At 71.2% G+C, this 13,080-nt stretch carries 15 protein-coding genes; 12 read left to right on the top strand and 3 right to left on the bottom strand.

All coding sequences use genetic code 11. The features are described 5' to 3' along the window. Nucleotides 1–8 precede the first annotated feature (8 nt). Entirely contained in the window at nt 9–665 is a 657-nt protein-coding gene (locus tag ACH34R_RS27930; RefSeq protein WP_397564502.1) for a TetR family transcriptional regulator, read from the bottom strand. A 158-nt stretch (nt 666–823) separates the two neighbouring features. Between ACH34R_RS27930 and ACH34R_RS27925 the strand changes: the two genes are divergently transcribed. The 6 genes from ACH34R_RS27925 to ACH34R_RS27900 all read left to right on the top strand — a co-directional run bounded on the left by ACH34R_RS27925 (nt 824) and on the right by ACH34R_RS27900 (nt 8,006). After that, nucleotides 824–2,410, top strand: a complete 1,587-nt coding sequence (locus tag ACH34R_RS27925) for a DHA2 family efflux MFS transporter permease subunit (protein ID WP_397564501.1) — start codon at nt 824–826, stop codon at nt 2,408–2,410. Nucleotides 2,411–2,444: 34 nt separating this feature from the next. Continuing rightward, nucleotides 2,445–2,693 carry a DUF3039 domain-containing protein gene (locus ACH34R_RS27920; RefSeq protein ID WP_225878742.1) on the top strand — a complete coding sequence of 83 codons (249 nt, stop codon included), beginning with the start codon at nt 2,445–2,447 and terminating at the stop codon, nt 2,691–2,693. Nucleotides 2,694–2,988: 295 nt separating this feature from the next. After that, entirely contained in the window at nt 2,989–3,861 is an 873-nt protein-coding gene (locus ACH34R_RS27915) for a zinc metalloprotease (protein WP_199536787.1), read from the top strand. Further along, nucleotides 3,858–5,261, top strand: coding sequence for an MFS transporter (locus tag ACH34R_RS27910; RefSeq protein ID WP_397564500.1), 1,404 nt, complete (start codon nt 3,858–3,860; stop codon nt 5,259–5,261). The genes ACH34R_RS27915 and ACH34R_RS27910 overlap by 4 nt, the downstream gene beginning before the upstream one ends. Before the next feature lie 101 nt (nt 5,262–5,362). Further along, nucleotides 5,363–6,079, top strand: a complete 717-nt coding sequence (locus ACH34R_RS27905) for a hypothetical protein (RefSeq protein WP_397564499.1) — start codon at nt 5,363–5,365, stop codon at nt 6,077–6,079. A 169-nt stretch (nt 6,080–6,248) separates the two neighbouring features. Continuing rightward, the gene (locus ACH34R_RS27900; RefSeq protein WP_397564498.1) at nt 6,249–8,006 is read left to right on the top strand and encodes a DEAD/DEAH box helicase; all 1,758 of its coding nucleotides are present in this window, start codon (nt 6,249–6,251) and stop codon (nt 8,004–8,006) included. A gap of 227 nt (nt 8,007–8,233) precedes the next feature. On the opposite strand, the gene ACH34R_RS27895 is transcribed toward ACH34R_RS27900, so the two are convergent. Together ACH34R_RS27895 and ACH34R_RS27890 are read right to left on the bottom strand one after the other, a co-directional pair. Continuing rightward, nucleotides 8,234–8,806, bottom strand: coding sequence for an isochorismatase family protein (locus ACH34R_RS27895; protein ID WP_397564497.1), 573 nt, complete (start codon nt 8,804–8,806; stop codon nt 8,234–8,236). A gap of 9 nt (nt 8,807–8,815) precedes the next feature. After that, nucleotides 8,816–10,174 carry a nicotinate phosphoribosyltransferase gene (locus ACH34R_RS27890; protein WP_397564496.1) on the bottom strand — a complete coding sequence of 453 codons (1,359 nt, stop codon included), beginning with the start codon at nt 10,172–10,174 and terminating at the stop codon, nt 8,816–8,818. Between the two features lie 58 nt (nt 10,175–10,232). On the opposite strand from ACH34R_RS27890, the gene clpS reads away from it, so the two are divergent. From clpS to ACH34R_RS27860, 6 genes are all read left to right on the top strand, one after another. Continuing rightward, a complete protein-coding gene (gene clpS, locus ACH34R_RS27885; RefSeq protein ID WP_397564616.1) occupies nt 10,233–10,502 on the top strand; it encodes an ATP-dependent Clp protease adapter ClpS in 270 nt (89 codons plus the stop codon). 10 nt (nt 10,503–10,512) lie between these two features. After that, nucleotides 10,513–11,037 carry a DUF2017 domain-containing protein gene (locus ACH34R_RS27880; RefSeq protein WP_397564495.1) on the top strand — a complete coding sequence of 175 codons (525 nt, stop codon included), beginning with the start codon at nt 10,513–10,515 and terminating at the stop codon, nt 11,035–11,037. Nucleotides 11,038–11,046: 9 nt separating this feature from the next. Then, the gene (locus ACH34R_RS27875) at nt 11,047–11,454 is read left to right on the top strand and encodes a Mov34/MPN/PAD-1 family protein (RefSeq protein ID WP_397564494.1); all 408 of its coding nucleotides are present in this window, start codon (nt 11,047–11,049) and stop codon (nt 11,452–11,454) included. 4 nt (nt 11,455–11,458) lie between these two features. Beyond that, nucleotides 11,459–11,635: a hypothetical protein gene (locus tag ACH34R_RS27870; protein ID WP_397564493.1), complete on the top strand. Its 177-nt coding sequence runs from the start codon at nt 11,459–11,461 to the stop codon at nt 11,633–11,635. A gap of 118 nt (nt 11,636–11,753) precedes the next feature. Then, nucleotides 11,754–12,026, top strand: coding sequence for a MoaD/ThiS family protein (locus ACH34R_RS27865; RefSeq protein ID WP_397564492.1), 273 nt, complete (start codon nt 11,754–11,756; stop codon nt 12,024–12,026). A gap of 6 nt (nt 12,027–12,032) precedes the next feature. Continuing rightward, nucleotides 12,033–12,980 carry a PLP-dependent cysteine synthase family protein gene (locus ACH34R_RS27860; protein WP_397564491.1) on the top strand — a complete coding sequence of 316 codons (948 nt, stop codon included), beginning with the start codon at nt 12,033–12,035 and terminating at the stop codon, nt 12,978–12,980. The last annotated feature ends 100 nt before the right edge of the window (nt 12,981–13,080 follow it).

The raw sequence follows: 13,080 nt of genomic DNA, 5'->3' as shown, positions 1-13,080 counted from the left end.
CCGGCTCCCTAGATGCCGTCGAGCGTGTCCCAGCCCGGGCGGAAGGACCGTTCGGCGAGCGTCAGGGTCTCGTCCACCCGCGCCACGAGCGCGGCCAGGTCCTCGTGCGCGGCCAGGTCCTTGTGCGCGCCCGGGCACTCGAAGCCGACCCGGGCGGCGGCCGTGACGAAGGCCACGACCAGACAGGCCCGCCGATCGGGCGGCCCCTCGGCGCCCTGCCTGCGGGCGACCAGGCCGGCCAGCCGGCTCTCCAGCCCCGCAGCCCGGCCGACCGCCGTGCTCAGCAGTGCGGGGGTGGCGTCGAGCAGCCTGCGGGTCTTCATGTAGCGTTCCTTGTCCGCCTGGCCCGAGGCGGTGAGGTTGCGGGTGACCGCACGGAAGGTGTTGATCAGCGCGGTCCCCGGTGACTCCCCGGCCGGGCGCGACTCCAGCTCCTCGGTCACGGCGATCTCCAGATCGGCCATGTGGTAAAGGGCGAGGTCGTCCTTCCCGGCGAAGTAGCGGAAGAAGGTCCTGGGGGAGACCTCGACCGCCGCGGCGATCTGCTCGATCGTCGTGTGCTCGTACCCCTGCGCGAGGAAGAGGTCGAGTCCCGCGTCGATGAGGGCGTGGCGGGTCTTGAGCTTCTTCCGCTCGCGCAGGCCGATCTGACCCATGGTCGTCATCCCTTCGCCACCTTCATGACACAGTGTGCCATCCATCACTATGTGACACTTGCTGGGCTTTGTCGATTGTCAGTGACTGTCACCATGGTGAAAAATCTTTCAGGTTAAGGGGTGGCAGGGCATGGGGTGCCCTGCCGAGTTAAGGGGGACGTTTCGTGATGGCGCATGCGAAGACAGTGGACGGCCCGCTGTCCGGCTCGCCGACCGGAAGACGGGCGCAGGGGCACCCGTGGCTCACGTTGATCGCGGTGTCGCTCGGCGTGATCATGGTCATGCTCGACGGCACCGTCGTCGCCATCGCCAACCCGGTGATCGCCACCGAGCTGGGCGCGTCGCTCGCCGAGATCCAGTGGGTGACCAGCGGCTACCTGCTCGCCCTCGCGGTCTTCCTGATCACCGCGGGAAAGCTCGGCGACCTGTTCGGGCACAAGCGGGTGTTCATGGTCGGCATCGCGGGCTTCGCGCTGACCTCGCTCGCCATCGGCCTGTCCCAGGGCATCGGCTGGCTGATCGCCTTCCGCGTCCTGCAGGGCCTGTTCGGCGCGCTGCTCCAACCTGCCGCGCTGGCCCTGCTGCGGGTCGCCTTCCCCGGTGAGCGGCTGAACATGGCGATCGGGATCTGGGGCGCCGCGATCGGCGTCTCCAGCGCGGCGGGCCCGATCGTCGGCGGCGTCCTGGTCGAGAAGGTCAACTGGCAGTCGGTCTTCTTCATCAACGTCCCGGTCGGCCTGGTGGCGCTGGTGGTCGGGCTGGTCGTGATCAAGGAGAGCCGGGCCGGGGCGCTGTCGCGCATCGACTGGCTGGGGGTGCTCCTGCTGTCCGGCGCGATGTTCTCGCTGGTGTGGGCGATCATCAAGGCGCCGGAGTACGGCTGGGGCGATGCCAAGACCATCGCGTTCGGCGCCGCGACCCTCGTCCTCGGCGCGCTGTTCGCCTGGTGGCAGACCAAGGCGCGCGAGCCGCTGCTGCCGCTCAGCCTGTTCAGGAACGCCTCGGTGTCCATCGGCACGGTGCTGATGATCCTCACCGCGTTCTCCATGTTCGGGGCGATGTTCTTCCTCACGTTCTTCTTCCAGGGCGTCCACGGGCTGACGCCGCTGGACGCGGGGCTGCGGATGCTGCCGATGAGCGCGGGCATGATCGTCGCGTCGCCGCTGGCCGGGTTCCTGATCGGCCGGCTGGGGCCGAAGATCCCGATCGCGGGCGGCATGCTGATCACCGCGGTCTCCATGTTCCTGCTCTCCCGCCTCGGCATCGACGCCGCGTTCGCGGACACGGCGATCCCGTTCGCGCTGCTCGCGTTCGGGCTGTCCCCGGTGATGGTCGGCGCGACCGAGATCATCGTGGGCAACGCACCGGTGGAGCTGAGCGGGGTGGCCGGCGGCCTGCAACAGTCGGCGATGCAGGTCGGCGGCTCGCTCGGTACGGCGGTGCTCGGCGCGATCGTCGTGGCCAAGGTCGCCGACGTGCTTCCCGGCCACTTCACCGCCCAGGGGCTGCCCGCCCCGACCGCCGGTCAGGTGGACCTGATGAAGGACGCCGTGGCGTACGGCCAGGCGCCGGTGCCGCCGGGCCTGCCCGACCAGGCGGTGCAGGCGATCACCACCGCGTCGCACCTGTCCTTCCTGGACGGCATGCACCTCGGTTACACGGTCAGCGCCGCGGTGGCCGTGGTGGCCGCCCTGCTTGTCGTCTTCGTCCGGGCGGGGCGTAAGATCGATGGGCCTTCCGTGCACGTCGGCTGAGTACGGGGCCCCTCGTGCGCATAGACTCATTGAGGTGAGCACGAAGATCCTTCCCGAGGGCGATGTCCGCCAGGAGCTCTCCCACGACGGAGACCACGAGCGATTCGCCCACTACGCCGACCGGAACAAGATCACCGAGAGCATGGTGACCGGGACCCCGATCCGTGCCCTCTGCGGCAAGGTGTGGGTGCCCAGCCGAGACCCGAAGAAGTATCCGGTCTGCCCGGAGTGCAAGGAGATATACGAGGGCCTGCCCAAGGGCGAGCCGGAAAAGTCCGAGTGACGACGCCGGGATCGCGCAGCGCCGCGGTCCCGGCCCGTCGTGCGCCATGCCCCGGGCCCGGGGGCGGACGCGGGGGCGTCCGCGCGGATTTCGCCGATGACTCGGGCCCCTCGGGAGTGTTGCTCGCCTACTGTGCGCGGTCGTGCCGTTACGGTCTGGATAGCGCCGCGGTGCGGCGGATCTGACCGGCACGTGCCAGGTCCGGCACGGGTGAGACTCGGGGGAGCGCATGGCCCGGCGTTCGATCGCCGCTGTAGCGGTATGCCTGTTCGCGTTCGGCACGTCAGGATCGGGTGTGGCCGGCCACGCGGAGAGGGGGCCGGGCGAGGTCCATGCCCATGGCGACGACTGTCCGCCGTACGCGGCGCGCGTCCCGGGGCCGGGCGCCCGGGCCGGGGTGCGTGAGCTTTCGCCGCAGGAGGCCCGGCGGATGGTCGCCGACCTCGACGCGCGGGCCCGGCGGCTGCGGGTCGTCCCCACCGGAGCGATCAACGTGCCGCTGTGGGTGCACGTCATCGACGGCGGGCGGCGGATCAGCAGGGAGTCGGTACGCGACCAGATCGACGCGCTGAACGCAGCGTACGGCGGCCGGTTCGGCGGCGCGGACACCCGCGTGAGGTTCAAGCTCGCCGGGATGACCTCGACCGCCAATCCCGCCTGGTTTCGCGATCCGCTCGGCCACGAGCAGGAGATGAAGCAGGCCCTGCGCCGGGGCGGTCCGTCCGCCCTGAACCTCTACATCGCCGAGTTGAACGAGGTCGTCCTCGGCTATGGCACCTATCCCTACTGGTACCGCACCAACCCGGTGCTGGACGGCGTGGTGATCGACTGGCGCAGCATGCCGGGCGGCACGATGCGGACCTTCAACCGCGGCTTCACCGCGGTCCACGAGATCGGCCACTGGCTCGGCCTGCTGCACACCTTCGAGAACGGCTGTGCCGAGCCCGGCGACGGCGTGGCCGACACCCCGCCGGAGGCGTACGCCACCGAGGGCTGCCCGGACACCAAGGACACCTGCCCGCTGTCCGGCAAGGACCCGTTCCACAACTTCATGGACTATGCCCACGATCGGTGCATGTCGGAGTTCACTCAGGGGCAGGCTGTCCGGATTCGCACTGCATGGGCGGCTTACCGCATGGTTGGGCGGAGTTCTACGCTGAGCAGGTGACAGTACCGACCACAGTAGACGCTCCATACTCCACCCCAGGAATCTTCAGCCCCCAGTACCGTACGGCGACCTCCGGCATCCTGCTCGTGATCACTCTGATCGCGTTCGAGGGCATGTCGATCGGGGCCGCGATGCCCGCGATCTCCAAGGATCTCCAGGCCATCGACCTGTACGGGTGGAGCTTTTCGGCGTTCTTGATGGCCGGTCTGTTCGTGACCGTGATGGCGGGGCAGTGGTCGGACCGGCGCGGGCACGCGCTGCCGTTCCTGCTCGGCGTGGCGGTCTTCGTGGCCGGCATGATCATCGCGGGCGCGGCGGCGAACAAGGGCATGTTCATCGCGGCGCGCGCGGTGCAGGGCTTCGGCGGAGGAGCGGTGATCGTCGCGAGCTACGTGATGATCGCGCGCGTCTACCGTCCGGACGCCCGGCCGAAGATCTTCGCGGCGCTGTCCAGCGCGTGGGTGGTGCCCGCCCTGATCGGGCCGAGCGTCGGCGGCCTGGTGGCCGGGACCGTCGGCTGGCGCTGGGTGTTCTACGGGATCGTGCCCCTGGTGATCCCCGCGCTGCTGATGCTGCTCCCGGCCCTGCGCGCCAAGGACGACGAGCCCAAGGCCGCCGCCGGGGACGCCGGGGACGCCGTACGGCGGCCCGGGCCCGTGGCCATGACCCTCGCCGCGGCCGGCGCCGCCGTGGGAGCGGGCGTACTGCTCTACGGCGTGGGCGTCCTGCACCGCCAGCCGCCCATCGGCCTGGCGGCGTGCGCGGCCGGGCTCCTGCTGCTCGGGCTGAGCCTGCCCAGACTGCTGCCCCCCGGGTCGCTGCGGCTGCGCCGCGGGCTGCCCACCACGGTGGTCATGCGCGGTCTGCTGTCCGGCCCGTTCTTCTGCGTGAACTCCTTCATTCCGCTGATGCTCCAGGAGGTGCGCGATTTCTCCGACGCCGCGGCGGGGGTGGCGCTCACCACCGGCGCGCTGGGCTGGTCGGCGGGGGCGTACCTGCAAAGCCGCGGTGTCGTCCGGCGCGAGCGGCTGATCATGTTCGGCGCGGTGGCCGTCACCGCCGGGATTCTGCTCACCGCGCTCGCGGTGGTCCCGGCCGTGCCCGGATGGATCGCGGTGCCCGCCTGGGTCGTCGCCGGGCTCGGCATGGGGATGGGCATCAGCAGCGTCAACGTCACCACGATGGCCCAGTCCAGCGATGCGGAGCAGGGCGCCAACTCCGCGTCCCTACAGGTGACGGACACGCTGGGGGCGTCCCTGGCGATCGGTTTCGGTGGCGCGCTGATCAACTTCGTCGGGCACGACGACATCGCGACCGGGTTCGTCACCATCTCCTTGGTGATGGCGGTGCTCGGGGCGTTCGCCGCGATCGTCGCGGGACGTGTCCGGGTCCGGACATAGATCTCCGTTCTTCCCAGCCGTATCTGTGATCACTGATTTCCTGAGTCCGCGCGGCGGTCGTGGTAGGACAAGGAAGCGGTGGCCGTGCGGGAGGAGGCGTCGTGGAAGAACGACCGGGCACCCGGCGGCCTTACGCCCGGCAGTCGTGGCCCCCGGCCAGGACGCCGAAGACGCCCGAACCGGCGGGGGAGGACCCGCTCCCACCGTCCGCCCGCTGGTACGGCACGCCCGCCGACCCGCATCCGCGCCGCCTGCCGCGCTGGGTCGTGCGGTCCCTCACGATCGCCGGGAGCCTCGCCGTCGGCCTGTCGCTGATCGCCGGGGCGGTGGTGGTCGTGCTGCGCGCGGTGTCGCCGGAGCCGGCCGTACAGGTCGTCTCCGACGCGCTCGCCGGGGTACGGCTGCGGCTGCCCGAGGGCTGGGCTCAACGCCCCGTCGCCCCGGTGACGGCCTTCACCTCGGCCGCCGCCGACGCGGCCGGTGGCGCCATGGTGATGGCCATGCCGGGGCCCCCGCTGGGCGGCGGGTCGCCGCGCGAGGCGGCGCTGAAGGCGTCCGAACTGTACGGCAGGCTGCTGCTGCACGGCGACACGGTCTCGGTGGCCGAGGACGCCGCCATCGCGGTGGGCGGCGCCACCGGGCACGCGCGGGCCGTGGTCGCGCAGTACAAGGATGTGGTGAACCGCCCCGCCTACCTGCGGGTGATCGTGGTGGACCGCGGCCCGAGGACCCTGCTCCTGGTCGCCATCGCGCAGCCCGACGACGCCCGCGCCCGGGCCGCGATCGGCCAGGTGATCAAGGGCGCCACGGTGGGATGACCGCGCCGCGCGGCCGTCTAGCACGCGGAGCCGGCCTTGGCCAGGATCCGGGGCGTACGGCACGTCTTGTCGGTGCCGGGGATTACCCTGGTGTCCTTGTGAGGGCCCCAACCGAAAGAGACGCCTGCGACGCGGGCGGCCTGACGAGACGCACGGCAAGGAGCGTGGTGTGAGCACCTCCGCCGCATCGCATCTTTCCCCTTCCTATCCCGACAGGGCCGCCTGGGGCACCGCGCCCAAGCTGCGCGCCTGGCAGCAGGAGGCGTTCGACCTCTACTTCGCCGCCGAGCGGCGCGACTTCCTCACCGTGGCGACACCGGGGGCGGGCAAGACCACCTACGCGCTGCGCATCGCCAGCGAGTTGCTGTCCCGGGGCATCGTGCGCACGGTGACGATCGTCACACCCACCGAGCACCTGAAGCGCCAGTGGGCCGACGCGGCGGGCCGGGTGGGCATCGCCATCGACCCCGAGTTCAAGAACAGCCAGGGCACCACCTCCCGCGACTACGTCGGCGTCGCCGTCACCTACGCCCAGGTCGCCATGCACCCGGCGCTGCACAGGGCACGCACTGAGGGCCGCAGGACATTGGTGATCTTCGACGAGATCCACCACGCGGGTGACGCCAAGTCCTGGGGCGACGCGGTGAGGGAGGCGTTCGAGCCCGCGACCCGGCGGCTGGGGCTGACCGGCACGCCGTTCCGGTCCGACGACAACCCGATCCCGTTCGTCGGCTATGTCGAAGACGGCGACGGCGGGCTGCGCAGCGTCTCCGACTACTCCTACGGCTACGGCCCGGCGCTGGCCGACGGCGTGGTCCGGCCGGTGATCTTCCTGGCCTACGCGGGCGAGATGAAGTGGCGCACCCGGGCGGGCGACGAGATCACCGCCACCCTGGGCACGCCGCTCACCAAGGACCAGCTCTCCCAGGCGTGGCGGGCCGCGCTCGACCCCAAGGGCGACTGGATCAGGCAGGTCCTGCGGGCCGCCGACCGGCGGCTGACCGAGGTGCGCAGGGGCGTCCCCGACGGGGGCGGCCTGGTGATCGCCACCGACCACGAGACGGCCAGGGCCTACGCCCGGCACATCCGCACGATCACGGGAGAGGGCGCGACCGTCGTCCTGTCCGACGACCCCGACGCCTCCAAGAAGATCAAGGGCTTCGCCGCCTCGGAGGAGCGCTGGCTGGTCGCGGTCCGGATGGTCTCCGAAGGGGTGGACATCCCGCGCCTGTGCGTGGGCGTCTACGCCACGTCCGTCTCCACGCCGCTGTTCTTCGCGCAGGCGGTGGGGCGCTTCGTGCGGGCCCGCAAGCGCGGCGAGACCGCCTCGGTGTTCGTGCCCTCGGTGCCGACCCTGATGGGGCTGGCTGGGGAGATGGAGGCCGAGCGCGACCACGTCCTGGGGCGCCGGCAGGCCGAGGACGGCCTTGACGACGACCTGCTCAAGGAGGCCAGGCAGAAGAAGGACAACCCCGACGTCCTGGGCGACGAGCTGCCGTTCGAGACGGTCGAGGCGTCGGCCACCTTCGACCGGGTGCTGTTCGACGGGGGCGAGTTCGGCACCGGGGGCGACGTCGGGTCACCCGAGGAGGAAGACTTCATTGGGCTGCCCGGCCTGCTGGAGCCCGATCAGGTGGCGACGCTGCTGCGCAAGCGCCAGTCCGAGCAGCAGGCCGCCAAGCGCAAACTGGCGGGCACCGCCGATGCCGTGCCCGAGCGGTCGCCGCACGAGGAGCTGGCGGCGTTGCGCAAGGAGCTCAACGGCCTGGTGGGGGCATGGAACCACCGCACCGGCCAGCCGCACGGCGTGATCCACGCCGAGCTACGCCGGTTGTGCGGCGGCCCGCCCATCGCCCAGGCCACCGCCGACCAGATCCGCGACCGCATCGCCCAAATCCGCAAATGGGCCACCCAGCGCTCCCGCTGACCCACCACTACGCGCACCACGGGCGGTGAGGCCCGGCGTTCACGGCGCGCCCCCCGGGTTCGGCCGGTGTAACCGCTCTGGCCGTACCGGGTGGCGTCGGTCCAGCGCCGCGTGCCGTACCGGGCCGTGGGCCCACACCCGGGGCTGATCGGGGTTCGTGTCGACCCCATTGTTCCGGGCGTACGGGATGACGGGGCCGGCCTTTGTGTGGACTGGAGCCGTTGGGGTCAGGGGCGGTTGATCGGGGTGCCGCTGAGCTGGACGCCGGCGGCGGACAGCTCGGCCAGGGCGGCCTCGGTGGTGACCCGGGCGACTCCGGCGGTGAGGTCGAGGAGCACGCGTACGGCCAGGCCGTTCTCCACCGCGTCGATGGCCGTGGCGCGCACGCAGTGGTCGGTGGCGATGCCGACGACCTCGACCGCGTGCACCCCCTTGGCGGTCAGCCAGCCCGCCAGCGTGGTGCCGTCGGGGGCGGCGCCCTCGAAGCCGCTGTAGGCGGCCGAGTGCGCGCCCTTGCTGAAGACCTTCTCCACCCCTGTGGTGTCGAAGGCGGGGTGGAACTCCGCCCCGTGGGTGCCCGCCACGCAGTGCGGCGGCCAGGAGTCGACGAAGTCGGGTTCGTCCGCGAAGTGCGGCCCCGGGTCGATGTGGTAGTCGCGGGTCGCCACGACATGGTCGTAGTCGCGCGCGGTGACATGGCGGGAGATCGCCTCGGCCACCTCCGCGCCGCCTTTCACCGCGAGGCTGCCCCCCTCGCAGAAGTCGTTCTGGACGTCCACGATGATCAGAGCGGTGCTCATGACTCGATCCTACGGCGCGCCCCACGGCCCGGCGAAGACGGTCGGGATCGCGGCGTAGCCGCGGGACAGATGGTGCGCCTCTGACGGCAGTTCGGCCGCCGAGGCGGCCCGGCGTTCCCTGGCCGCGGCCAGGCTCTCCCCGCCGACGACCTCGCCGTCCTTGACCAGCGGGACCAGCAGAGGCCGGTGGGTGTCGCGCGCGTTGGTACCGCCGCCGTTGACCGCGACCGTCACCGCGGCCTGCGCCGCGTGCGGCCCGTCCGGGACGATGATCTCGGCCAGCGCGCAGCCGTCCGGGCCGAGCCTGCGGAACGCCGCCTTGGCGCCGCCCCGGCTCGGCTTGCCGACCGACCGCTTGGCCACCGGCCGCAGCTCGCCGTCCGGATCGGCTCTGGCCACCATCTTGTAGACCATCGCGGCGGTGGGCACGCCCGAGCCGGTCACCAGTGAGGTGCCGACGCCGTAGCCGTCCACGGGCGCGGCGGCGAGCGCGGCGATGGAGTACTCGTCCAGGTCGCCGGTGACGATGATCCGGGTCTTGTCCGCGCCCAGGGAGTCGAGCTGCTCGCGTACCGCGACCGCGGCCTCGGCCAGGTCGCCGGAGTCGATGCGGACCGCGCCCAGCTCCGGCCCGGCCAGTTCGACGGCGGTGCGCACGGCCTCGGCCACGTCGTAGGTGTCGATGAGCAGCGTGGTCGCCGGGCCGAGGGAGGCGATCTGGGCCTGGAACGCCTGCCGTTCCGAATCGTGCAGCAGGGTGAAGGCGTGCGCGCTGGTGCCCCGGGTGGGCACCCCGTACAGGAAACCGGCCCGCAGGTTGGAGCTGGTCGCGAACCCGCCGATGTAGGCGGCCCGGGCGGCGGCCACCGCGGCGCGCTCGTGGGTGCGGCGGGTGCCCATCTCGATGAGCGGGCGCTCGCCCGCGGCGTGGGACATCCGGGCGGCGGCGGAGGCGATGGCGCTGTCATGGTTGAGGATGGACAAGATCATGGTCTCCAGGACTACGCTCTCCGCGAACGTCCCGTGGACCACCATGATCGGGGAGCCGGGGAAATAGGACTCGCCCTCGCGGTAGCCGTACACATCGCCGGAGAACCGGTAGCCCGCCAGGAAGTCGAGCGTGGCCGCGTCGACCACGTCCCGCTCGGCCAGGAAGGCCAGCTCGTCATCGGCGAACCTGAAGCTCGAAAGCGCGTCGAGCAGTCGTCCGACGCCGGCCACCACGCCGTACCTGCGCCCGCCGGGCAGGTGCCTGGCGAACACCTCGAAGACCGTCCTGCGTCCGGCGGCCCCGCTGCGCAGCGCGGCCTGGACCATTGTCAGCTCGTAGTGATCGGTGAGCAACGCGGTGCTCATGGGGTCGTTCACGTGTCGAAGACTACGGGGGAGGTAGGGCAGACTGGTGAACGTGCCCGGCATCGCTCCGATGGAGACCGAGCGTCCGACGACGGACGTGCGGCCCGACATACCCTGGCTCACGATCGTCTGGAACGACCCGGTCAACCTGATGTCATATGTGACCTATGTGTTCCAAAAGGTGTTCGGATACCCCAAGGAGAAGGCCGAGCGGCTGATGCTCGACGTGCATCAGAAGGGCAAGGCCGTCGTGTCCAGCGGCGCCCGCGAGGAGATGGAGCGCGACGCCCAGATTCTGCACTCCTACGGCCTGTGGGCGACCGTCCAGCAGGATTCGTGAGGGGAGCGCGGTGAGCACGGGATTCAGCCCGGGGGCCGAGGGCGGCGTCGTGGTCGAGTTCGACCCGGCCGAGGTGTCGATCCTGCGCTCACTGGTCGGCATGATCTTGGGGATGGTCGAGCCGGGGGAGACCGGCAGCGACCCGCTGGAGCGCGCGCTCGGCATCGGCGCCGCGAAGGTCCCCGACGACCCGGTGCTGGCCAGGCTCTTCCCGTCCGCCTACGCCGACGAGGAGCAGGCCGCCGAGTTCCGCCGCTACACCGAGGCGGCGCTGCGCGACGGCAAGCGCGCCGACGCGCGGGCCGTGCTCGACAGCGTGGCCTCCGGCCGCGCGGAGCTTTCCGCCGACCAGGCCCAGGCGTGGCTGCGCGCCCTCAACGACGTACGGCTGACTCTCGGCACCCGCCTGGAGATCACCGAAGAGGTGCACGAGGAACTGGCCGGCATGGCCGAGGACGACCCTCGCTACCCGGCCTACATGATGTACGACTGGCTGACCTACCTGCAGGACAGCCTCGTCCGCGCTCTTTGGTAGCTTCCAGGCATGCTGACGATCTCGCAGGATCTTGTGGACCGGATCGTGGCCCACGCGCGGGCCGATCACCCCGACGAGGCATGCGGCGTGATCGCCGGTCCGGTGGGCTCCGACCGGCCCGAGCGCTTCATCCCGATGGAGAACGCCGAACGCTCGCCCACCTTCTACCGTTTCGACTCCATGGAGCAGTTGCGCGTCTGGCGGGAGATGGACGACCGCGACGAGACGCCCGTGGTGATCTACCACTCGCACACCGCCACCGAGGCCTACCCCTCGCGCACCGACATCTCCTACGCCTCCGAGCCCGACGCCCACTATGTGCTGGTCTCGACCCGCGAGGAGGACAAGGTGGAGTTCCGGTCCTACCGGATCCTCGACGGGGTGGTCACAGAGGAAGAGATCACCATCGTTCAGTAAGCTGGTGACCGTGCCGACCTTCGACTCACCGGTTCCGCGCGCCCCGCGCGGGGCGCTCAAGGCGGTCGCCGACATCGCGCCGCACCTGCGCGGCCGGGGCCTGCCCGGCGCGCCGCCGGTGCAGAGCTATCTGTTCGCGCACACGCCCTTGGTGGTCGTCTACGACTGTCCTGGCCGCTGATCCGGCCGACCGACCCCCGGCCCGCCCGGACCGTTCCGGAACACCCGCGCGCCCGTCCGTGTTCGATCGGATGGGGTGCCCGACGACGACTTATTGATCATCAAGGAGATCGATCGCGATGGCCATCGAAGTTCGCATTCCGACCATCCTGCGCACCTACACCGACGGCGCGAAGGCCGTGGAGGGCAAGGGCGGCACGCTTGAGGAGCTGATCGGCGACCTGGAGGCGCGCCACCCCGGCATCAAGGACCGGCTGGTGGACGGCGCCGCCCTGCGCCGGTTCGTCAACGTCTACCTCAACGACGAGGACGTCCGCTTCCTCGGCGGCCTGGAGACCCCCGTCGCCGACGGCGACACCGTGACCGTGCTCCCCGCCGTGGCCGGTGGCTGAGCCGGCATGCGCTTCGACTCGCTGATCGACTCGGTCGGGCGCACCCCGCTGGTGGGGTTGCCCAGACTGTCCCCCTCGGGCGACGTGCGAATCTGGGCCAAGCTCGAAGACCGCAACCCCACCGGGTCGATCAAGGACCGCCCGGCGCTGTGGATGGTCGAGCAGGCCGAAAAGGACGGCCTGCTCACCCCGGGCTGCACGATCCTGGAGCCGACCTCCGGCAACACCGGCATCTCGCTGGCCATGTCGGCCCGGCTCAAGGGCTACAAGCTGATCTGCGTGATGCCGGAGAACACCTCCGAGGAACGCAGGCAGTTGCTGCGGATGTGGGGCGCGGAGATCATCTCCTCGCCCGCCGCCGGGGGCTCCAACGAGGCCGTCCGGGTCGCCAAGGAGCTGGCCGCCGAGCATCCCGACTGGGTGATGCTCTACCAGTACGGCAATCCGGCCAACTGGCGCTCGCACTACGAGTCCACCGGCCCGGAGATCCTTGAGGACCTTCCGTCGGTGACCCACTTCGTGGCGGGGCTCGGTACGACGGGCACGCTGATGGGGGTCGGCCGGTTCCTGCGCGAGCGGGTGCCGGGCGTCCAGATCGTGGCGGCCGAGCCGCGGTACGGCGAGCTGGTGTACGGGCTGCGCAACGTGGACGAGGGCTTCGTCCCCGAGCTGTACGACCCCGACGTGCTCACCACCCGGTTCTCCGTCGGCTCGGCCGACGCGCTGCGCCGCACCCGCGAACTGCTGGCCACCGAGGGCATCTTCGCGGGCATCTCCACGGGGTGCGCGCTGCACGCGGCGCTCGGCGTCGCCGCCAAGGCGGTCAAGGCGGGCACCCGCGCCGACATCGTCTTCGTGGTCGCGGACGGCGGCTGGAAGTACCTCTCCACGGGTGCCTACGAGGGCACCCTTGACGAGGCCGAAGACCGCCTGGAAGGGCAACTCTGGGCCTGACCGCTTTGGCCGTGGTCGGCATGGGCGGCACCGCGCATGCCGACCACGGCCGGGCCCCGCCCCCGCGCACGACCGCCTTCGCTGCGCCGCGAGGCACAGC

The sequence above is a fragment of the Spongiactinospora sp. 9N601 genome, from assembly GCF_044326295.1.
GTDB lineage: Bacteria > Actinomycetota > Actinomycetes > Streptosporangiales > Streptosporangiaceae > Spongiactinospora > Spongiactinospora gelatinilytica.
The sequence above is the reverse complement of the archived record's forward strand: the minus strand, read 5'-3'. Positions and strand labels throughout refer to the sequence as shown.

Coding starts and splice junctions, on each gene's coding strand:
- ACH34R_RS27930 (WP_397564502.1), bottom strand. CDS start 665: ATGACGACCATGGGTCAGATCGGCCTGCGCGAGCGGAAGAAGCTCAAG.
- ACH34R_RS27925 (WP_397564501.1), top strand. CDS start 824: ATGGCGCATGCGAAGACAGTGGACGGCCCGCTGTCCGGCTCGCCGACC.
- ACH34R_RS27895 (WP_397564497.1), bottom strand. CDS start 8,806: ATGAGCACCGCTCTGATCATCGTGGACGTCCAGAACGACTTCTGCGAG.
- clpS (WP_397564616.1), top strand. CDS start 10,233: ATGGAGACCGAGCGTCCGACGACGGACGTGCGGCCCGACATACCCTGG.
- ACH34R_RS27875 (WP_397564494.1), top strand. CDS start 11,047: ATGCTGACGATCTCGCAGGATCTTGTGGACCGGATCGTGGCCCACGCG.
- ACH34R_RS27865 (WP_397564492.1), top strand. CDS start 11,754: ATGGCCATCGAAGTTCGCATTCCGACCATCCTGCGCACCTACACCGAC.
- ACH34R_RS27860 (WP_397564491.1), top strand. CDS start 12,033: ATGCGCTTCGACTCGCTGATCGACTCGGTCGGGCGCACCCCGCTGGTG.